Source organism: Tepidibacter hydrothermalis, from assembly GCF_029542625.1.
Taxonomy (GTDB): Bacteria; Bacillota; Clostridia; order Peptostreptococcales; family Peptostreptococcaceae; genus Tepidibacter_A; species Tepidibacter_A hydrothermalis.
Window position 1 is genome coordinate 1878116 of record NZ_CP120733.1, and the last position, 20258, is coordinate 1898373.

Sequence of the window (20258 nt, forward strand, 5' to 3'; positions counted from 1 at the left end):
CTACTTTCTATATATAGCATCTGTGACTTTTGCAGCTCTTATGTTTTCTTTTATATCATGAACTCTTACTATATCAACACCTTGAATTATTCCCATAACAGTAGTAGCTATTGTTCCCTCTACTCTTTCTTTAGCAGGAAGATCTAGAATTTTTCCGATCATAGACTTTCTAGATGTTCCTAATAAAATTGGATACCCTAAATCCTTTAATTCATCAATACGCTTCATAACATACATATTTTGTTCTACAGTTTTACCAAATCCAATTCCTGGATCAAGTATTATTTTATCATCGTTTATACCAGCTTTTTTTGCTATTTCTATACTCTTGTTTAAAAATTTTTTTATAGATAACATAATGTCTTCTTGATATTCTGTACCATCTTGATTATGCATAATAACTACATATGCATCATGTTTAGCAATTACATTTGCCATTAATTCATCTTTTTGCAATCCCCATACATCATTTATCATTGGTACTCCCAGCTTTAATACTTCATTAGCAACAGCTGATTTATAAGTATCAACTGAAATAGGTACATTAATTGTACTTATTAATTTTTTAACAACAGGAACTACCCTTTTAATTTCTTCATTTTCATCCACAAAAGTTGATCCAGGTCTTGTAGATTCGCCTCCTATATCTATAATATCGGCTCCTTGCTTTATCATTTCTTCAGAATGCTTTATAGCAAGTTCTAAATTATTGTACTCTCCTCCATCTGAAAAACTATCAGGAGTTACATTTAAAATTCCCATTATATATGTCTTTTCCCCAAAATTAAACAATCTTAATTACCTCCTATTTGTAGTTTATCAGACTCATAACTTCTGCTCTTGAAGCTACATCCGTTTTAAATATACCTCTTACCGCTGAAGTTATAGTTTTTGACCCAGGTTTTTTTACGCCTCTCATAGTCATACACATATGTTCAGCTTCAACCACAACTATAACTCCATATGGATCTAAAACATCAACAATAGCATCAGCTACAGTTTTCGTTATTCTTTCTTGTAACTGAGGTCTTTTAGCTGCAGTTTCAACCACTCTAGCAAGCTTAGACAGTCCTGTAAGCCTTCCTCCTCTTGGAATATATCCTACATGTGCCTTTCCATGAAATGGCACTAAATGATGTTCACACGTAGAATAAAATGGGATATCTTTTACAAGAACTAATTCTTCATGATTTTCATCTTGAAAAAATAATTCTAAATGTTTTTTAGGGTCTTCATTTAAACCACTATATATTTCCTCATACATTCTAGCTATTCTATCAGGAGTATCAATTAAACCTTCTCTATTAGGATCTTCTCCTATTGCTTCTAATATATCTCTTACAGCTCTTTTGATCTTCTCTTTATCCATTTTCCCCGCTCCCTTTTTACTTTATATTTTTAAATACATATTTAATCATGTCATTTAAAACATTAGAATCATAATTTATGTATAAGCTATGAGAGATGTTATACAAATCATAGTCTATCTCTCTTATTTTTTGAAATAATTTTTTATCTTTTGGAACCCATTTATTGTTTACTATAAAATAAGACTTCAGTATATCTTTTAGACATAAATTTGACATAAACTGAACATAAGCTAAGTCCTTACTATGTTCAATCCTTTTTATATTATCTATGATATTAAGTTTTAATTCTTCTATTTCATATGAACTATATTTAAAAGGCCCATTCTTATATTCACTTATAGCATGTTTTATCATATCATCTAATATATTATTTTTGTCGTATATATTATTTCCTTTAATAAGTCCTTCTATGAAGAAAAGTTCTTTTTTATTTATTAATTCATACGCTAAACTTTCAGAAAAATAATTTATGTCAAAGTCAATATTTTGTATATCATATCTTTTTCTTATTTGTTTATCTCCATGCTCAGTTATAATAAAAAAATCGATATCATTTATATTTTTATCAAAATTCAAATCCACACTAGAGCCAACTACTATTATAGCTATATTATTTTTATTTTTTTTTAGTTTTAATACTAATTCTTCGTATACCTGTTTAATATCCATAGTACATTTCCTTTAAATCACAATTTATTTTTCTAAATAGATCATTTTCTTTTTTATATTTTATATTATTTATCATTATTACCTTCATTAAATCTATAAGACTATTCGTTATAAAACAAAATTCAAAGTCTTCAATTTCATCCAATTTTATTATTTTTTCAATCAACTCTATATTCATCTTTTTGCAAATATTAATTACTTTAGATCGTATTATACCAGGTAGGGCTGATTTGTCTATAACAGGTGTATATACTTTATTTTCTTTTATAAAAAATATATTAGTCATAGACCCTTCTAAAACTTCATCATTTAAGCTAACTATCAGTGCTTCATTAAAATTTTTAGATAAAGCGTATCTTTTAGAATACATATTTTCAAAATAATTTGTAGTTTTATGATTGTATAGTATACTTTGACCTCTTTTAATAGGAGATATGTTCAATTTAAATCCTTCTTTGTAATCATCATTAGTATAATTTATATCCCTTAATTGAATGTTATATCCTTCATCATATATACTTACTCTTAAAGCTTTGTAATCAACTTTCTGTGTATAATAATTTATTTTATCTTTTAATTCACTTTTTTGTATAGACAAATTTAAATTAAGTTTTTCAACAGAACTATACATTCTACTTAAATGCTCATCTAAAAATATTGCCTTTCCATTGATTACCTTTATAGTTTCAAATACTCCTATTCCAAATTTAGTTAATTCACTATTAAACGATGCTTTATTCTTCATAATATCCTCTTATCGCACTCATAATTGATTTTGCTTTATGAAGCGTTTCTTCATACTCATCCTCTGGATCAGAATCCCAAGTTATTCCTCCTCCAACTTGGAAAAATACATCATCATTTTTTTTAATTATAGTTCTAATTGCTATATTAAAATCAGAATTAGAATCGAATCCTATATATCCAACAGAGCCTGTGTATACATTTCTAGCTGTAGGTTCTAATTCATCTATGATCTCCATAGCCCTTATTTTAGGAGCTCCAGTTATTGATCCTCCAGGGAAAGTAGAACTTATAACATCTACTATATCTTTATTCTTTTCAATCTCGCCAACAACAGTTGATACTAAGTGATGAACATTTGCATATTCTTCTAATTTAAATAGTTCTGGTACCTTTACTGTACCTATTTTAGAAACTCTACCAATATCATTTCTTTCTAAATCTACAATCATCAATAATTCAGCTTTATCTTTTTCACTATTTGAAAGTTCGTTCTTTAAAAACAAATCTTCTTCTGCATTCTTCCCTCTAGGTCTAGTTCCTTTTATAGGTCTTGTCTGTATAAAATTATCATTAACTTTTATAAACCTCTCAGGGGAATTTGACAATATATGGACATCTTCAAAATTTAAAAAAGCTCCAAAAGGTGCAGGTGATATTCTTCTAAGATCTCTGTATAATTCAAAACTTGACATACTAACTTTACCATGAAATCTTTGAGTCATATTTGCTTGATATATATCCCCATTTTTTATATATTCTCTTATTTTTTCAATTGCATCTATGTAATCTTTCTTCTTAAAGTTAGACTGTAGCTTAACTTTTGGAAATGTCTTTTGCTCATAACATAATGGATCTATACCATTATGTTCAGCCTCATCTATTAATCCACAAATATCATCAACTATCTGTTTTTCATCTCTAACATGTATATCTGGAGTTGCAATAAATGTTTTATTCATAAAATGATCAACCACAATCACCCAATCATATAACCCAAAATATAAATCAGGAGATTTTATATCATCTACTACACGTTTAGGTAATTTTTCTATATAATTACCTAAATCATACGATAAATATCCTACTGCTCCACCTATAAAGGGTAGTTCTGTATTATTTTTAATTTTATGTTTATCAAGCTCTATTCTGAGTTTTTGTAGAGGATTCACTTCACTATCCTTGTATTTTAAAATTTTAAAAGGATTTGAACTTATAAGTGAATATCTACCTAAATTTTTTTCATCCATAGCGCTATCAAGTATAAAACTGTATTTATCATCTTTAAATAAAGTATATATTTCAAACGAACTCAAACTTGTTGATATTTCTCTTATCATATTAATCCTCCCCTCTAGCTTGTCTTAAAAAATTTTTTAATATTTCATGACCTTGTTCAGTAAGTATAGCTTCAGGATGAAACTGCACTCCCTCTATAAGATACTGTTTATGTTTAATACCCATTATTTCGCCTTCATCACTGATAGCTGTTATTTCAATATCATCATTTAAAGTTTCTTTGTCTACAACTAAAGAGTGATATCTTGTAACATTTAATGGATTATTTAAATCTTTAAAAACTCCTTCATTAATATGTTTTATAGCATGAACCTTTCCATGTACAGGTCTTATAGCTCTTTTTATTGTAGAGCCGAATACTTGTGCTATAGTTTGATGTCCTAAGCATATACCAAGTATAGGCTTTTTTTCTTTAAAATAATTCACAACATCTATACAAATACCTGCTTCATTAGGAGAACACGGTCCCGGAGATAATACTATAATTTCCGGATTTAATTTTTCTATTTCAAGCAGTGTTATTTCATCATTTCTTTTGACTATTATTTCTTCGCCCAATTCTCCTAAGAACTGAACTAAGTTATAAGTAAAAGAATCATAATTATCTATCATTAATATCAATTTTTTTCCCCCTTTTTTGGCAAAAATATTGTAAATATCATTTATATTATACCATTAAACACCTATATTTTTATAAATTTCTTATCTACATATACCTATAAATTTTCCACATTATTCTTAGTATTTAAATATTTTTTTGAGAAATTATAATAGTATATAAAGCAAAAGTTTAATCAATACCATCTTTTCAATAAAAAATTACGTTAAGGAGGATTTTATGGAGAGATATGTAATAATACGTTCTGACAATAAATCCATTTCAGAACCTATGGATAGAGAAGAAGCTATATGTACAGTAAAAGATTACGATAAACAAGGTATATCCAGTTATATCGTCTCAGAAGATGAAGGACATAGAATAGCCAAAGACGGTAATTTTTATACTCCTAAATGGGACTAAATATAAAAATGCACATTCACTTAAGAATGTGCATTTTTATATACAAAGAAATTATATAACTTTATATTTAATGGTTCAACGAAGCTTGTAGATCGTTAGCCACATGAGTCACCGCGTTATCGAGTAGACGAATTTTTTATTTCCTAATTATTCTTAGTATTTAAATATTTTTTTGAGGAATTATAATAATAGTGTCTGAAATAAAGCTCAAGTCAGTATCATTTTTTTATAAATAACTAAATTAAGGAGGATTTTATGCAAAGATATATAATAATCCGATCTGATAATAATTCAATTTCACAGCCTATGAATATAGAAGAAGCTGTATCCAAAGTTGAAAATTATGATAAGCAAGGTATATTTAGCTATATAGTTTCTGAAAGTGAAGGAAACAGACTATCCGGAACACAAACTTTTGACAACAGCAAACTAGAATAAAATTAAAATACACATTCTTATATGAATGTGTATTTTAATTTTCTATAATTTCTATTTTATCTTCGTGATTTTTATTTTTTATAAGCTGAGATACTGTTACAAATTTGTAGCCTCTATGCTTAAGTACTGGTAATATTATTTTTAAAGCTTCATATGTTTGACTTGTCGTATTTACATAATCATGAAGTAATATAATATCTCCATTACCAACATTATTTATAACTGTATTTGCTATTTTTTCAACTCCAGGATTGCTCCAATCTTTACAATCTTGGCTAGATGACCATAATATTATTTTGACATCATGTTTTTTAGCTAAATCTTTAAGACACTTATTATATGATCCAAATGGAGGTCTAAATATTCTTGGTTTATCTTTTATTACATCATATATTTTTTCTTGTGTTTTATTAAATTCTTCTTCTATTTTTCTACTAGGAATTTTTTTAACATCAACATGCGAATACGTGTGATTTCCTATTTCATGTCCTTCAGCTTTTATTCTCTTTAATGGTTCTGGATAAAATTCAACATGTTTTCCTAGAACAAAAAATGTAGCCTTTATATTATATTTTTTCAATAAATCTAATATTTTAGGTGTATATCTTGGATGAGGACCATCATCAAATGTAATAGCTATAACTTTTTTATCTCTAGGACCATTCCAAACAAGTTCTGTATTATCAGTTATCTTATTAAGTAAACTCCCATTAGTTTTCATAGAATTCACAATTATTGTTCCAGACTGATATCCTATTAATATTACCATAAACAGTATCAATATAATCTTTATATTCTTCATATAACTCTATCCCCTTACTAAAAATTGTATACATTAATAGATATTATACGAAGAGTTTATTTATTCTTCTGTTTTTGTTTTATTATCATATTATTATATAATGACTTCGATAATAAATTCTACTTTTAAGATTAATACTTATAACTTCTATCAGGGATTTATAATATATATAATATGTATACTAAACAAATATAGATTAACAGATACTTAACCTTGCATTAATATAAAATTAAAAAACTTGTTTTAAAATATAAATAAGCAAAATAATAAGGAGGAATATATAATGGGGAAATTGAATATTTGCATAGATATTGATGGAACTATAACCAATGCATATTATTGGATACCTTTTGCAAATAAATATTTTAATAAAGATATAAAAGAAGAAGATGTTACATTGTATGAAATGCATGAAGTTTTTAATGTCCCAAAAGAAAAGTATACGAAATTTTACAATAAATATATTCGAGAAATACACGAAGCAGCAGTATTAAGAGAAGATGTAAAACCTATAGTTGACAAGTTAAGTCAAGAAAATAATTTATATTTTGTAACTGCTAGAGATAAAAGAGTAGAAGATATTACAATAAATTTTTTAAAAGATAATAAAATACCATATAACGATCTTTTTTTGTTAGGAAATCATTATAAAGTAGATAAGGCAATAGAACTAAGTTGTGATGTTTTCATAGAAGATAATTATAGTAATGCAATTCAGTTATCAGAATCAGGATTCGATGTTATTTTGATAGATACGTATTATAATAGAAAAAAACTAAATGATAAAATCACAAGAGTCAAAACTTGGGATGAGATATATAATATAATAATGAATAAATATTTACAAAAAGTAAGTTGAATTGTACTATGTTACTCAAAAATAATTCCAAAAAACCTCTTTAAAGCATAAAATTTTAATTTTGCTTAAAAGAGGTTTTTTGGAATTATATTCAGCTAAAAATACATTTATAAAGTTCTTCTATCTTAATTTATTTTAATTACTTTTAGTTATACTATTATCTATAGTTAAAATCAAACCATAACTAGTACTGTACATAGATACTTTTATTCCATCTATATCTATTGTTTTTACTCCTGATTCCTTATTATCTATATAAGTATCTACAGAATTTTTCAATTTATCAAATTCATCAATCTTTGCATACAGATTAACAAATTCATAAGATTGGTCTCTGTTTTTAGATATTTGTTCTGCACCAAAAGTATAGATACATTCCTTAGGTTTTCTTTCTATCGACATAAGATCTTCACCATTTTTATCTACTACTGTAATATATTTATCACTTGAATGTATTTTATAACCATATTTATTTGCATATTCTTCTATTGAGTCACTTTGAGTATCTTCTTGTTTTTCCTCAAAATCCAAGACCCCATTTTTTTTAGCCATTCTTGCTGTTACTACTATTGCCTGTTCCTTTGACATTTCACTCTGTGGTTTAAATGAACCATCAGGATATCCCTTAATTATTCCTTGTTTGTTCATTGTTGACACACCTTCATTTGCCCAACTTGATATTTTAGTTTTATCATTAAAAGAATTTTCAGTAGTTGTTTCAAGATTATTATTTACCATTTTCTCTGCTCTTGCAAACATAGTTGAAGCTTGTTCTCTTGTTAATTTGTCATTAGGACTAAACTTACCTTCACCTGTTCCGTTTACTATTCCCAATCTACCTGCTAATTGAACTAGAGGATTCACTGTATCATCAAATATCCCTTCTCCTTGAATTGGTTCAGGTTTTAACTGCAGATAATATGTAGTTACTAACTCTGCAAACTCTTCTCTAGTTATTTCACCTTGAAAATTTTCATCTTTCTCTAGTGATTTAGGTATAAGTTGTTTTTGTTGCATTGCACTAAATGGAGCTTGAGCCCAATTAGACACGGTTTGTTCTGCAAATATATTCATTGAATTAACACCTAAAAGGGAAAAAATACTTAATAATAAACCTGTATTTTTGATTTTTCTTTTTAAAGTCATAGTTATAACCTTCCTTTCTTGCTTTAAAATGATGTTTTTAACTTAATATATCATATATTGTAGATATAATATATTAAGTTTATCAAATTGTTGTTTTCATAATCGTTTTTAATTTAATAAACAATTTTTGATTTACTTAAAATAAGTTTAAGTTAGTTTGTTCAAAGTTTTACTTTTACACCTATTTCACCAAAAGCTAGATAATTTACACATCCAGTTATTCTGGATTTACAATAAATAATCACTACAAATCATTCAAATACATTTTTCAAAAATCATGCTCTTTTTAAGTTCTACACAAAGTGTAAGTTTAACAAAAATTAAAAAAGTGCCTACCTTTTGATTGGTAAGCACTTGACTATTAAACTATGTCATATTATCATTATTTTATACATAATCGTCTAGTATCTTTCAAGTGTTCCAGCACTTTCAAGGTATGAATCTTCTTATGGTGTTCAAGAATCATAGAAGATGGCGACTTATTTTATTTTTTGTTTTAACTTGTTTTAATTCTATACCTTATCATAATCAAAGTCAATTCAAAATTAATCTAAAACTATACTCTATGTCTAAAATACACTTTAAAGTTAATTTTAAAAACACCTCTTAAATAACTAGGAGGTTAATATCCTATCATTAATAATATTAAATCGCCTTTTCATTTCTACTAGGTAGTAATACCAGAAATTCTATCTATCTTGTCTTCTTCTTTAATATACTTAATAAAATTACCTATCCCAACTTTATACTCTTTTAGCATATATAAAAAACCTCTATTAAATAAAATTCTTCTTTATTTAATAGAGGTTAAGTTTATTGCAGTTGAGAATAAGTTCATTTATTCTCCTGTTTTTATTTCATTATCATCATAGCTTATCCAATCGCTCCATGACCCTAGGTAAAGTTTTGATTTTACACCTATTTCATCAAGAGCAACATAGTTTACACAGCCAGTGATTCCAGATCCACAGTGAACAATTATTTTCTTATACTTTAATATTTCGTTAAAATGATCTTTTAATTTTTTATTATCTTTCATTTTATCATTTTCCAAAACATCCATCCAAAAATAATTTTGAGAACTAGGGATATGACCTGCTTTTTTATCAATAGGCTCTATTTCTCCCTTGTATCTTTCAAAAGATCTGGAATCAATTATAACTGATGTATCCTTATATATATTTTCTTTAACTTCATCTACTGTTGCTATTATAGATTTATTTATCTTAATATCTAAACATTTATTTTCTTTTTTAGGAATATCTGATGATAAATAATAACCTGATTCTTTCCAAGCTTTTATTCCTCCATCTAAAATATATACTTTCTCATGACCTATATATTTTAACATCCACCAAAATCTAGATGCACCTGCAACTTCTCCATCATCATAAGCTACAACTATTGTATCATTTCCTATTCCACAACTTTCTAATTTGGATTTAAATTCATTTAAATCAGGTAAAGGATGTCTTCCTCCATGTTCTTTTACATCTCCTGCTAAATCTTTATCCACATCAATATATACTGCATCTGGAATATGATTTTTTAAATAACTATCTTTACCATACGAAGGAATCTGTAAATCAAATCTGCAATCTACTATAACTGTATCCTCATTATTATTTTCTTTTAACCATTTTGCACCGACTAAATTTTTCAAAATATCACTTCCTAATCTTAAATAATAACATATACATTTATTTTACCAATTATTTAAGATTAGTTCTACATATAAAATTAAATATATAATTAAGTCATATAAAATAATATAACTACATACATTTCCTGGAGACGTTATTTTTTTCTCTTTATACAAAAAACTAGTCAAGACTTAAAAAAAGTCTTGACTAGTTTTTTTGTATATTAAATTCTAATAAGATTATTTATTATCTTTGTGATTCATACTCTCTAAGTAATTTTACAAATAACTCAGGAATTTTATCCATCTTTTCTGGTGTTTCAACAAAAGAAAGTCTAAACTGTGTGCTGCCTGGATTAGCTTCACTATCTTTAATATCATAGAATCCACTCATAGGTGCTACTAATAATGTTGTTTCAACACCATCAATATTAACTGAACCTTCACCTGCACAATATAATACAAAATCAATTGCGTTAAAACCAGGTTTAACAACATTTCTAACATCTACAACTGTGTAAATAGATGCATCTGGATTTGAAACAATAAGATTAGGTTCTTGCTCCTTTAATCCTTTATAAACTTTTAAGATTTGTTCTCTATAATATTCTCTGATTTCTTGGCACCATCCTAAGATTCCCTCTTTACTTTCATGAGCTAATGCACCAAATATGTACTGACCAATAGCATTTGCGCAAAGATTAGCTGTATATTCAGCTACTGAACGGTTATTAAATTCAGCATTATCTGTAATTAATGCACCAATTCTTAAACCACATGCATTCCACACTTTAGAAGCAGTCTCAATACTAATTCTTCTGCCTTCAATTCCAGGAACATCTGCGTCAGTTACACCCCAAATACTTACAAGTGGCTTATCTGTATCATAATAAAGTTCACGATATGCTTCATCACTTACCATCCACATATTGTACTTCACACAAAGCTGTGCTAATGCTTTCATAGAATCATAGTCATACAGCTGACCAGTAGGATTATCATATGGTATTACTAGTAAAGCTCCCGGATTATTCGCCTTAATTACTTCTTCAATTTTATCAATTTCTGGAAGGTCGAAGTTTCCATTTTCATTTAGTTGACGCTTTACAGTAACTGTTTTTCTTCCAGTTCTTTCCGCAAATGAAATATAATTTGTATAAGCTGGGTCAATCATCAACAAAGGTCTTTTATCTGTTCCAGCTGGACCACATGTACCAATTAGTAATAATTCCATTGCTGTTGATCCACCATCTGTAACTTGGAAGTGAAGCTTACTTGTATCAAAACCTTCACAATTTAAAATGTTTCTAAAAGCATCTTGACATTCCTCAGTCCCAGCAGTTGTTGTGTATCTAATAACACCACTAGCAAACGGACTGTTCTTTGCATCTAATGCAAACATTCTTTTTTGCATTGCAGTATTTGCTGGAAGAGAAACGTTTCCAATACCCACATTAATAACAGCTTCTGGTTTTACTTTTCGCTCTTCATACTTCATTTGTGCAAGACGAACTGCTGATGGTTTTCTTGACTCAAAGTGAGCAGATAGTATAGGTTTGTTCATGTCAAATACCCCTCTTTTCATTAGAATTTTTTCTTACATTGTAATTTTAACATGAAATTGTATAATTTTCACTATTTTTTTAATATTATGTTTTATTAAGCAAATTATAAAATCTACTGTTTACCTTGGTAGTTCTTCCCTAGCTGTAATTATAAAAAACACTTTTCTACTTTAACTGGTATTTCTAATTTTCTTTAGAAAAAAGTTGTCTGTGTTATATTTTCAGAAACATCAAAATATTTGCAATAAACAAAATTCCATTTATTATATAAAAGGACTTTCTTAATTAAGAAAGTTTTTTAATTATCAATTAATGAATAATAATAACTGTTAATGAAAAAACTATAATAAAAGGAGTTGATTATTTATGGAACTAAAAACTCGAGATACTGTGGTAAAAAAATTATTAGATGCACAAGAAAATGTTAGAGACTATGAATCATTTTCAAAAAAAGTAGATAATTCTGAAGTATGTAATTTATTCAAACAATTTGCAGAAGAATCTGGAGTACAAGCTCAAAAACTTCAACAATTACTAGATACTCTTGAAGGATAATATAAAAGCAGCCATTAATGGCTGCTTTTATATATTCCATTAATGTTTTTAGTATTTGCAAAAAACTATTTTATTTGTATAATAGTAATTGGATAAATGTACTTTAATAATAAGGAGGATTTTAACTATGAATGAACTTACTTCAAATTTTAATAACCTATCAGAAAAAGAACAAATCGAATTTATAAAATCTATCGTTCCACAAATTGAATCGTTAGTTAAAAATAATAAAGATGATTTAATGAGAGAATTCTCACCTGTAATCGATAAATTATTAGAGCAATATGGTATAACAATGGATCAAGTTATGATGATGCTTCAAATGTTTAATCCTCAAAATTAAAAGAACCTCTTAAGAGGTTCTTTTATTATCTAGGTTCTACTATAAGCTTTATAGCTGTTCTTTCTTCACCATCAATATCAACATCAGTAAAAGCTGGTACACATATAAGATCCATACCACTTGGTGCAACAAATCCTCTTGCTATAGCTACAGCCTTAACACCTTGGTTTAAAGCTCCTGCTCCTATAGCTTGTATTTCTGCTGAACCATTTTCTCTTAAAACTCCAGCTAGAGCCCCTGCTACAGAATTTGGATTAGATTTTGATGAAACTTTTAATACTTCCATTTCAAATATGCCCCCCTTAATATTATTATATTTCCTTGTGCATTTAAAATTGGATTTCTTGTTTATATTATTCTACATCTAAAATCTAAATCCTTTTTTTATTTACAAATCATATCCGATTTTTCTAAATTTACTGTATCTTTCAAAAACTATTTCTTCTTCAGTTTTATTGCCGTACCCATTTAGTTGTTCTATTATATAGTCTTTCATTTTATCTGATGTAAACTCAATATTCTTCTGTGATCCTCCTAAAGGTTCTTTTATTATTTTATCAATAACATTTAGTTTATATAGATCAGAACTTGTCAACTTCATTATCTCTGAGGCCTCATTTGCTTTAGAAGCATCCTTCCATAATATACTAGAAAGACCTTCCGGAGATATTACAGAGTATATAGAGTGTTCAAGCATAGCTACTTTATTAGATACACCAAGACCTAATGCTCCTCCACTTCCTCCTTCTCCTATAACTATAGATATTACAGGAACTTTTAACGAACTCATTTCAAATAAATTTTTAGCTATTGCTTCTCCTTGACCTCTTTCTTCAGCTTCAAGACCACAAAACGCTCCTGGAGTATCTATAAAAGTTATTATAGGTCTCTTAAACTTTTCTGCCTGTTTCATAAGCCTTAAAGCCTTTCTATAACCTTCAGGATGTGGCATACCAAAATTTCTTTCTATATTTTCTTTTACATCTCTTCCTTTTTGATGACCGATTATAGTAACAGGTATATTTCCTATTATACCTATTCCTCCAACTATAGCTTTGTCATCTTTATACAATCTGTCCCCATGAAATTCTATAAATTCACTGCATATATTTTTTATATAATCTTCTGTTGTAGGTCTACTAGAGGCTCTACTTATATTCACCTTTTGCCAAGCAGTTAAATTTTCATATATTTCATTTTTTAGATTTATAAGCTTTTTACTGAGCATATCTATTTCATTGGATAAATCTATATTATTTTCTTTCGATATTTTTTCAAATTCTGCAATTCTATTTTCAAGCTCTATAATGGGCTTATCTATATCTAAATTATTCATACTTAGCCCTCCTTAATATCCATGCATTCTTAATATTTGATGGATTTTGTTTTTCATATCTTTTCTACTTACAATTAAATCTAAAAATCCATGTTCTAGTAAAAATTCAGATTTTTGAAACCCTTCAGGAAGATCTTGCTTAATTGTCTGTTTTATAACCCTAGGACCAGCAAATCCGATTAAAGCATTTGGTTCCGCTATTATAACATCCCCAAGCATGGCAAAACTTGCCGTTACGCCACCAGTCGTCGGGTCTGTCAATACAGATATATATGGTAATCCATTTTGACTGAGCTTATTTAGCGCTTGAGAAGTTTTCGCCATTTGCATTAAAGATATTATACCTTCTTGCATCCTAGCTCCTCCAGACGCGCAGACTATTATAACTGGTAAGTTATTATCTATAGCATATTCAATCGCCCTAGTTATCTTCTCTCCAACTATGTAACCCATACTCCCCATCATAAATTCTGAATTCATTACACAAAGTATAACATCTATACCATCCAACTTACCATAACCAGTTATAACAGCATCTTTTTCTTTACTTTTTGCACTATATCTTTCTAACTTTTCTTCATATTCAGGGAATTCTAATATATTTATAGAAACTAACTCTCCATCTAGCTCTTCAAATGTCTTTTCATCTATTAATAAGTCCACTCTACCTCTAGCAGAAAGTTTAAAATGACGATCACATTTAGGACACAAGCTTAAATTTTCTTCTACTTCTTTTATAAAAATATTATTATTGCAGTTTTCACACTTTATCCAAAATTTTTCATCAACACTTTTACTCTTAAATTTTTTATTGACAGATACTTGTGCATACCCTTTTTCTTTACTCAATAATTTTTTAATCATATTTCACCTCTATAAATTTATCCCAAAGCTACAAGTTCTAAAACTCCATCCTCTTAAGGCTGGAGATAAGAACTTAACAACTTCTGGATTAGTTCACCCACAGGGCACTTACGCAGCTAGAAATTCAGTTGGAGTAAAATTTCCATCTGAATTAAGTTTCACTTTATGCATAGTTTATATTTTTATTTATTCATAAATTCATTTTCTATAAATTTGGTATGGTGTTCATCCTTTATAAAAACTTCACTTGCCATTAATTTTTTCTGAAATTCAACATTACTTTCTACACCTTCTATAATTAATTCATCTAATGCTCTTTTCATTCTATTTATACATTCTTCCCTATCATTTGCCCAACATATAAGTTTCCCTATCATAGAATCATATAAAGGTGGTATAGTATATCCCCCATATACAAAACTATCAAACCTTACTCCAAGCCCTCCAGGAACATGAATAGATTCTATTGTACCAGGACAAGGTCTAAAGTCATTAAATGCATCTTCAGCATTTATTCTACATTCTATTGCATGACCGTTAAACTTTATATCTTCCTGCGAATAAGGAATCTTTTCTCCAGATGCTATTAATATTTGTAATTTTATCAAATCAATTCCAGTTATCATTTCACTAATAGGATGCTCTACTTGTATTCTAGTATTCATTTCTATAAAATAGAAATTTCTATCCTTATCGACTATAAATTCAACAGTTCCAGCACCTATATAATCTACAGATTTTGTTGCTTTTACAGCAGCATCATATAATTCATTTCTAGTCTTTTCGTCTAAATACGGAGAACGACATTCTTCTATAACTTTTTGATTTCTTCTTTGCATAGAACAATCTCTATCTCCAAAATGAACCACATTTCCAAATGAATCTCCAAAGACTTGTACCTCTATATGTCTAGGATTTTTTACATATTTTTCTAAATACATCTCATCATTTCCAAATGAAGATAATGCTTCAGCTTTGGCTATATCGAAATTAGCTACTAATTCTTCTTCATCATTAGCAACTCTCATTCCTTTACCTCCACCTCCACTTGAAGCTTTTACAAGAACAGGATATCCAATTTCTTTAGATGTTTCAATTGCATCTTTTATATTTGAAATTATCCCTTTTGATCCCGGAACAACAGGTACATTAGCTTGTATCATAGTATCTCTAGCTGTTGATTTATCACCCATTTTGTCTATTTGTTCATACTTTGGACCTATAAATGTAATATTATTCTCTATACATTTTTTAGCGAAAGTAGAGTTCTCAGATAAAAATCCAAATCCTGGATGAATTGCATCGCATTTCATTTTCATAGCTAAATATATTATATTATCTATATTATTGTAACTCTCACTTATCTTATTAGGACCTATGCATATAGATTCATCTGCCATATATCTGTGTAGAGATTCTTTATCTGCTTGAGAATATATAGCAACAGTCTTTATACCCATTTCTTTACATGTTCTTATTATTCTAACAGCTATTTCCCCTCTATTTGCAATAAGTAACTTTTTTATCATAATATCCTCCTTTAATTATCCGTTAACTTTAATCTTAAATAAAGGTTGATCGTATTCAACTAATTCTTCATTTTCTACTAATACCTCTATAATTTCTCCATCAACATCACACTCTATTTCGTTCATAAGCTTCATAGCTTCAAGAATACACAGTGTATCTCCATTTTTAACTTTATCTCCAACATTAACAAAATTACCACTTTCAGGGCTTGCAGCTGAATAAAAAGTCCCCATTATAGGAGCATTTACTATATATGTATTATCATCAGTTTCAATTTTTTTAATTTCTTCATTGTCAGTTGTTATTATTTCTTTTTTAGCTTCATCTTTTATACTAGGTACACTATCTGTAGTAGTAATATCACCTTTTTGTATAGATAATTTTAAATCATTCATTTCTATATCAAATTTATTTATACTAGTTTTATCTATTGCCATAATTAATTCTTTGATTTCATTTATATTCATAAATTATACCTCCTTTTTATACCTGGTACTAATACTATATTCTATTATAGCATATTATTATTTGGACATACAATAAAAAAGTCTTCCTTTGGCGATTTTAAATATAAATTTTTTTAAAATTCGTCCAACACTACCTATTAGCGCATGTCCCCAACAATTGTTACTAGCTCTATTACTCAGAGTAGTAGATACTATAGTGATTTTAGCAATGTCAGTCATAATTTTAAAATATTTAGCTCATTATGAGAATATAATTTCTTATTGTTTATTAAAAAAGATACTGTTGACTAATTAGTCAACAGTATCTTTTTTAATTTGACTTTCCATAAAAAAATGTTTTTATAGGTTTTAAATTATATTTATTTGGCATTATTATTTGTTCTGTACTTCCAACAAATAAAACACCATTGCTGTTTAATGACTTACTAAAATTTGAATATATATCAGCTTTAGCTTCTTCTGTAAAATATATCATTACATTCCTACAAACTATCAAATCACAATTATCCATATACTTATCTTCTAATAGATTGTGTCTTTTAAATGTAACTCTATTTTTTATTTCTTCCTTTATCACAAATTTATCTGCTTTTTTATCAAAATACTTACTTGTGAATTCTTTAGGTAGATTTCTTAAGCTCTTCTCTTGATACACGCCTAATTTAGCCTTCGCCATGGCCTCTTTATCAAGATCACTTGCAATAATATTGATTTTATTTAAAGGCATAAATTTACTAAGTAGCATAACTAATGAGTAAGGTTCCTCACCTGTAGAACAAGCTGCACTCCATATTTTTAAATTTTTATTTTTTTTCATAAGATCAGGAATTATAGTATTTTCCATAACATTCCATTGTTCCAAATTCCTATAAAATTCTGACACATTTATAGTCATATAATTTATAAATTCATTGAACAAATCTTTGTTTTTATTTATAGCATCAAAATACTTTTCAAAATCATTATATCCATTTCTCATAGCTAGTGACTCTAATCTTCTATTCATCTGCTTTTCTTTATATAAAGAAAGATTTATTCCTGTTTTTTTATAAATTTTGTCTTTAAAAAGATCATATCCTTTCATTAAATGTCTTCGTCCTCCTCTTTTATATTCATAGTAAGTTCTATCTTTTCATTTTCATTATCAATATTTATTATCTTAACGCTCACATCTTCGTCTACTTTAACTACATCTTTTGGATTTTTAACAAACTCATAAGAAAGATTGGATATGTGTACAAAGCCATCGATTGCATCGTTTAATTTTACAAAAACTCCATAATCTTTAACTACCTTTACCTTACCACTTACAATATCTCCTACATTGTAACTTTCTACAAACTCATCCCAAGGTCTTTTTTGTAATGCTTTTATACTAAGCGCAAGTCTTTGAGTTTCTTTATCTAAAGATATAACTTTAACTTTAACTAAATCTCCTATTTTATATTCACATTCATGCTTTCTAGCCCAAGATAGCTCAGAATTATGAACAAGTCCTACAAAACCATTTAAATCTACAAATACTCCATAATCCTTTATATCTTTAACTGTACCTTCTAACAAATCTCCACTTTTTACACTTTCCATAAAATCTAACTTTTTCTTTTCTTCTTCTTTAATTAAAATATTTTTTCTTGAAAGAACAAATCTTTTTTTACTAGAATCTACATCTATAATTTCACAACTCATAATCTTATCTTTATATTCTTTGAAATCTATCTTATTAATATACTTTGTATTTATATGGCTAAGTGGAATAAATCCTCTTATACTTTTATAACTTACTATAAGTCCACTCTTAGATTCTTCGGTTACCTTAACATCTATAATTTGTCCTATTTCTAATTCACTCCATATTTTTACTTCTTGAGCTCGTTTATTAGAAACTATAACATCCCCTGAATTTCTATCCATTTTTATAACTTTAACGTTAATAATATCTCCAATTTTTATTTCTTCATCCTCACAAACCTCTGATTTAGGAAGAACTCCATCAGTTTTATAATTTAGATCAATATAGTATTCATCATATTTTTCTAAAATAACCTTACCTTCTACAGTTTGCCCTACCTTTATAGTTTTGAATAAATCTTCTTCTTTAAGTAACTGTTCCATTTCATTACTCATGTATTCATCTCTCCCTTGCATTTATTTTAATCAAATATTTTTTATAAATTTTATTACATCTTCGATTATCCAACTAGGAGTTGATGCTCCCGCCGTTATCCCAACAAAAGAATACTTCTTAATATCATAGGCATGTAAATCACTCACAGTCTCTATATGGTATGTTTCAACATTTTCCTCGCATATTTTGACCAATTTCTGAGTATTGGAACTATGTTTACCTCCAATTACAATCATACAATCAACTTCTTTAGAAAGTTGACTTGCTGACTTTTGTCGGTCTCTAGTTGCCAAACAAATAGTATTGTGTACAATGACATCTTCTAAAATATTTTTTAATTTTTCACTTATTTCTTTATACATATTTAGATTTATAGTAGTCTGGGCAACCACGCAATACTTCTTATAATTTCTAGGAATTTCACTTAAATCCTCTATATTTTTTATAGTTATAGCCTCATTATTGCACCAACCATTTATTCCTACAACTTCTGGATGAGATTTGTCCCCTACAATTATAATTTTATAACCTTTATTATAATATTCATTAGCTATATCTTGTATTTTTTTTACAAAAGGACAAGTAGCATCTATAACCTTAAGATTCTTATCTACAGCATTTCTATATATATCTTTTGATACACCATGAGATCTTATTATAATCTTGGATTTTTCATTTACTTTATCTAGGTCATCCACAACATTTAACCCTTTATCTTCATATACTTTTACAGCTTGTTTATTATGTATAAGCGGCCCTAGTGAATAAACCTCATCATCATTCATAGTTTCCAATTCTTCCCAAGCCATATCCATAGCTCGTTGTACTCCAAAACAAAATCCAGCATAATCAGCAATTTTAAACTTCAAATACACCCCTCCTTAATCTCCATATTTTTTAATATTTTCTCCTACAATATCCAAAGCGTGTTGGCTCAACATTTCATATTCTTTTGAATTTAGTTTTTGTCCATAATATGATTCAAAACTTATAGGTTCATCTATGTATATAGTGATTTTAGTAAATAATTTATAAGTAGTTATTATGGATACAGGACAAACTCTAGCCTTACCTCTAATTGCCAGCATACTTGTTCCCGCTTTTGCCTTGCCTAATTTTTCTTGTTTCATTCTACTACCTTCAGGAAATATGCCCAAAGCTCCATTTGATTTCAATATTTTAAGAGCTGTTTTTATAGTGGATATATCTGTTTTACTTCTGTCAACAGGAAAAACATTTATGTTTTTTAAAAAACTTCCAACTATTTTATTATTGAACAGTTCTTTTTTTGCCATATAAGAAACCTTCCTTGGCATAAAAGAGCCAATTAACATAGGATCTAAATTATTTTTATGATTTGAAGCAAATATCAGCGGTTCATCCATAGGAACTCTTTCTTTACCTATTACCTCTATTTTATAAAATATACTTATAATTGGAATAAATATACCTGCACATACCTCGTATAATCCCAAATAAC

General features: G+C 27.9%; 24 protein-coding genes. 5 read left to right on the forward strand and 19 right to left on the reverse strand.

Annotated features, from left to right (window positions below; genetic code table 11):
* Genes folP through P4S50_RS08565 form a run of 6 tightly spaced genes read right to left on the reverse strand, consistent with a single transcriptional unit; the run spans nt 1 to nt 4703 of the window.
* A complete protein-coding gene (gene folP, locus P4S50_RS08540) occupies nt 1–792 on the reverse strand; it encodes a dihydropteroate synthase (RefSeq protein ID WP_277734394.1) in 792 nt (263 codons plus the stop codon).
* Between the two features lie 13 nt (nt 793–805).
* Nucleotides 806–1369, reverse strand: coding sequence for a GTP cyclohydrolase I FolE (gene folE / locus P4S50_RS08545; RefSeq protein WP_277734395.1), 564 nt, complete (start codon nt 1367–1369; stop codon nt 806–808).
* Between the two features lie 16 nt (nt 1370–1385).
* The gene (locus P4S50_RS08550; protein WP_277734396.1) at nt 1386–2039 is read right to left on the reverse strand and encodes a nucleotidyltransferase domain-containing protein; all 654 of its coding nucleotides are present in this window, start codon (nt 2037–2039) and stop codon (nt 1386–1388) included.
* Nucleotides 2029–2784: an aminotransferase class IV gene (locus P4S50_RS08555; protein WP_277734397.1), complete on the reverse strand. Its 756-nt coding sequence runs from the start codon at nt 2782–2784 to the stop codon at nt 2029–2031. Before P4S50_RS08555 ends, P4S50_RS08550 begins: the two co-directional genes overlap by 11 nt.
* Nucleotides 2774–4123: an aminodeoxychorismate synthase component I gene (gene pabB / locus P4S50_RS08560; protein ID WP_277734398.1), complete on the reverse strand. Its 1350-nt coding sequence runs from the start codon at nt 4121–4123 to the stop codon at nt 2774–2776. Before pabB ends, P4S50_RS08555 begins: the two co-directional genes overlap by 11 nt.
* 1 nt (nt 4124) lies before the next feature.
* A complete protein-coding gene (locus tag P4S50_RS08565) occupies nt 4125–4703 on the reverse strand; it encodes an anthranilate synthase component II (protein ID WP_277734399.1) in 579 nt (192 codons plus the stop codon).
* 217 nt (nt 4704–4920) lie between these two features.
* Between P4S50_RS08565 and P4S50_RS08570 the strand changes: the two genes are divergently transcribed.
* Nucleotides 4921–5103 carry a hypothetical protein gene (locus P4S50_RS08570; protein ID WP_277734400.1) on the forward strand — a complete coding sequence of 61 codons (183 nt, stop codon included), beginning with the start codon at nt 4921–4923 and terminating at the stop codon, nt 5101–5103.
* 255 nt (nt 5104–5358) lie between these two features.
* A complete protein-coding gene (locus tag P4S50_RS08575) occupies nt 5359–5541 on the forward strand; it encodes a hypothetical protein (protein ID WP_277734401.1) in 183 nt (60 codons plus the stop codon).
* A 34-nt stretch (nt 5542–5575) separates the two neighbouring features.
* Here P4S50_RS08575 and P4S50_RS08580 read toward each other — a convergent pair whose 3' ends face one another.
* Nucleotides 5576–6343 carry a polysaccharide deacetylase family protein gene (locus P4S50_RS08580; protein WP_277734402.1) on the reverse strand — a complete coding sequence of 256 codons (768 nt, stop codon included), beginning with the start codon at nt 6341–6343 and terminating at the stop codon, nt 5576–5578.
* A 283-nt stretch (nt 6344–6626) separates the two neighbouring features.
* Here P4S50_RS08580 and P4S50_RS08585 point away from each other — a divergent pair, with 283 nt between their 5' ends.
* Nucleotides 6627–7202, forward strand: coding sequence for a 5' nucleotidase, NT5C type (locus P4S50_RS08585; protein WP_277734403.1), 576 nt, complete (start codon nt 6627–6629; stop codon nt 7200–7202).
* Nucleotides 7203–7337: 135 nt separating this feature from the next.
* On the opposite strand, the gene P4S50_RS08590 is transcribed toward P4S50_RS08585, so the two are convergent.
* The 3 genes from P4S50_RS08590 to P4S50_RS08600 form a co-directional block, all read right to left on the reverse strand.
* On the reverse strand, nt 7338–8348 hold the full coding sequence (locus P4S50_RS08590) for an S-layer homology domain-containing protein (protein ID WP_277734404.1): 1011 nt from the start codon (nt 8346–8348) through the stop codon (nt 7338–7340).
* Nucleotides 8349–9186: 838 nt separating this feature from the next.
* A complete protein-coding gene (locus P4S50_RS08595) occupies nt 9187–10011 on the reverse strand; it encodes a sulfurtransferase (protein ID WP_277734405.1) in 825 nt (274 codons plus the stop codon).
* 226 nt (nt 10012–10237) lie between these two features.
* On the reverse strand, nt 10238–11554 hold the full coding sequence (locus P4S50_RS08600; protein WP_277734406.1) for a pyridoxal phosphate-dependent aminotransferase: 1317 nt from the start codon (nt 11552–11554) through the stop codon (nt 10238–10240).
* A 367-nt stretch (nt 11555–11921) separates the two neighbouring features.
* On the opposite strand from P4S50_RS08600, the gene P4S50_RS08605 reads away from it, so the two are divergent.
* Nucleotides 11922–12110, forward strand: a complete 189-nt coding sequence (locus tag P4S50_RS08605; protein ID WP_277734407.1) for a hypothetical protein — start codon at nt 11922–11924, stop codon at nt 12108–12110.
* A 127-nt stretch (nt 12111–12237) separates the two neighbouring features.
* On the forward strand, nt 12238–12453 hold the full coding sequence (locus tag P4S50_RS08610; protein WP_099189232.1) for a hypothetical protein: 216 nt from the start codon (nt 12238–12240) through the stop codon (nt 12451–12453).
* A gap of 25 nt (nt 12454–12478) precedes the next feature.
* Here P4S50_RS08610 and P4S50_RS08615 read toward each other — a convergent pair whose 3' ends face one another.
* The 9 genes from P4S50_RS08615 to P4S50_RS08655 form a co-directional block, all read right to left on the reverse strand.
* Nucleotides 12479–12739, reverse strand: coding sequence for a stage V sporulation protein S (locus P4S50_RS08615; protein ID WP_277734408.1), 261 nt, complete (start codon nt 12737–12739; stop codon nt 12479–12481).
* A 102-nt stretch (nt 12740–12841) separates the two neighbouring features.
* Nucleotides 12842–13789 carry an acetyl-CoA carboxylase carboxyltransferase subunit alpha gene (locus P4S50_RS08620; RefSeq protein ID WP_277734417.1) on the reverse strand — a complete coding sequence of 316 codons (948 nt, stop codon included), beginning with the start codon at nt 13787–13789 and terminating at the stop codon, nt 12842–12844.
* A gap of 12 nt (nt 13790–13801) precedes the next feature.
* Nucleotides 13802–14653, reverse strand: a complete 852-nt coding sequence (accD, locus tag P4S50_RS08625; protein ID WP_277734419.1) for an acetyl-CoA carboxylase, carboxyltransferase subunit beta — start codon at nt 14651–14653, stop codon at nt 13802–13804.
* 182 nt (nt 14654–14835) lie between these two features.
* A complete protein-coding gene (accC, locus tag P4S50_RS08630; RefSeq protein ID WP_277734420.1) occupies nt 14836–16182 on the reverse strand; it encodes an acetyl-CoA carboxylase biotin carboxylase subunit in 1347 nt (448 codons plus the stop codon).
* A 15-nt stretch (nt 16183–16197) separates the two neighbouring features.
* Nucleotides 16198–16650 (reverse strand): acetyl-CoA carboxylase biotin carboxyl carrier protein, encoded by a 453-nt coding sequence (accB, locus tag P4S50_RS08635; RefSeq protein WP_277734421.1) that lies wholly within the window; start codon nt 16648–16650, stop codon nt 16198–16200.
* Between the two features lie 310 nt (nt 16651–16960).
* Nucleotides 16961–17734: a CheR family methyltransferase gene (locus P4S50_RS08640; protein WP_277734422.1), complete on the reverse strand. Its 774-nt coding sequence runs from the start codon at nt 17732–17734 to the stop codon at nt 16961–16963.
* On the reverse strand, nt 17734–18777 hold the full coding sequence (locus P4S50_RS08645) for a 30S ribosomal protein S1 (protein WP_277734424.1): 1044 nt from the start codon (nt 18775–18777) through the stop codon (nt 17734–17736). Before P4S50_RS08645 ends, P4S50_RS08640 begins: the two co-directional genes overlap by 1 nt.
* A 30-nt stretch (nt 18778–18807) precedes the next feature.
* Nucleotides 18808–19647, reverse strand: a complete 840-nt coding sequence (locus tag P4S50_RS08650) for a 4-hydroxy-3-methylbut-2-enyl diphosphate reductase (protein WP_277734425.1) — start codon at nt 19645–19647, stop codon at nt 18808–18810.
* Nucleotides 19648–19659: 12 nt separating this feature from the next.
* On the reverse strand, nt 19660–20253 hold the full coding sequence (locus P4S50_RS08655) for a lysophospholipid acyltransferase family protein (RefSeq protein WP_277734426.1): 594 nt from the start codon (nt 20251–20253) through the stop codon (nt 19660–19662).
* Between the last annotated feature and the right edge of the window lie 5 nt (nt 20254–20258).

Bases quoted from the DNA above. Each gene is read 5' to 3' on its own strand.
- folE (WP_277734395.1), bottom strand. From the start codon at position 1,369: ATGGATAAAGAGAAGATCAAAAGAGCTGTAAGAGATATATTAGAAGCA.
- P4S50_RS08550 (WP_277734396.1), bottom strand. From the start codon at position 2,039: ATGGATATTAAACAGGTATACGAAGAATTAGTATTAAAACTAAAAAAA.
- P4S50_RS08555 (WP_277734397.1), bottom strand. From the start codon at position 2,784: ATGAAGAATAAAGCATCGTTTAATAGTGAATTAACTAAATTTGGAATA.
- pabB (WP_277734398.1), bottom strand. From the start codon at position 4,123: ATGATAAGAGAAATATCAACAAGTTTGAGTTCGTTTGAAATATATACT.
- P4S50_RS08570 (WP_277734400.1), top strand. From the start codon at position 4,921: ATGGAGAGATATGTAATAATACGTTCTGACAATAAATCCATTTCAGAA.
- P4S50_RS08575 (WP_277734401.1), top strand. From the start codon at position 5,359: ATGCAAAGATATATAATAATCCGATCTGATAATAATTCAATTTCACAG.
- P4S50_RS08580 (WP_277734402.1), bottom strand. From the start codon at position 6,343: ATGAAGAATATAAAGATTATATTGATACTGTTTATGGTAATATTAATA.
- P4S50_RS08585 (WP_277734403.1), top strand. From the start codon at position 6,627: ATGGGGAAATTGAATATTTGCATAGATATTGATGGAACTATAACCAAT.
- P4S50_RS08590 (WP_277734404.1), bottom strand. From the start codon at position 8,348: ATGACTTTAAAAAGAAAAATCAAAAATACAGGTTTATTATTAAGTATT.
- P4S50_RS08600 (WP_277734406.1), bottom strand. From the start codon at position 11,554: ATGAACAAACCTATACTATCTGCTCACTTTGAGTCAAGAAAACCATCA.
- P4S50_RS08605 (WP_277734407.1), top strand. From the start codon at position 11,922: ATGGAACTAAAAACTCGAGATACTGTGGTAAAAAAATTATTAGATGCA.
- P4S50_RS08610 (WP_099189232.1), top strand. From the start codon at position 12,238: ATGAATGAACTTACTTCAAATTTTAATAACCTATCAGAAAAAGAACAA.
- P4S50_RS08615 (WP_277734408.1), bottom strand. From the start codon at position 12,739: ATGGAAGTATTAAAAGTTTCATCAAAATCTAATCCAAATTCTGTAGCA.
- P4S50_RS08620 (WP_277734417.1), bottom strand. From the start codon at position 13,789: ATGAATAATTTAGATATAGATAAGCCCATTATAGAGCTTGAAAATAGA.
- accD (WP_277734419.1), bottom strand. From the start codon at position 14,653: ATGATTAAAAAATTATTGAGTAAAGAAAAAGGGTATGCACAAGTATCT.
- accC (WP_277734420.1), bottom strand. From the start codon at position 16,182: ATGATAAAAAAGTTACTTATTGCAAATAGAGGGGAAATAGCTGTTAGA.
- accB (WP_277734421.1), bottom strand. From the start codon at position 16,650: ATGAATATAAATGAAATCAAAGAATTAATTATGGCAATAGATAAAACT.
- P4S50_RS08640 (WP_277734422.1), bottom strand. From the start codon at position 17,734: ATGAAAGGATATGATCTTTTTAAAGACAAAATTTATAAAAAAACAGGA.
- P4S50_RS08645 (WP_277734424.1), bottom strand. From the start codon at position 18,777: ATGAGTAATGAAATGGAACAGTTACTTAAAGAAGAAGATTTATTCAAA.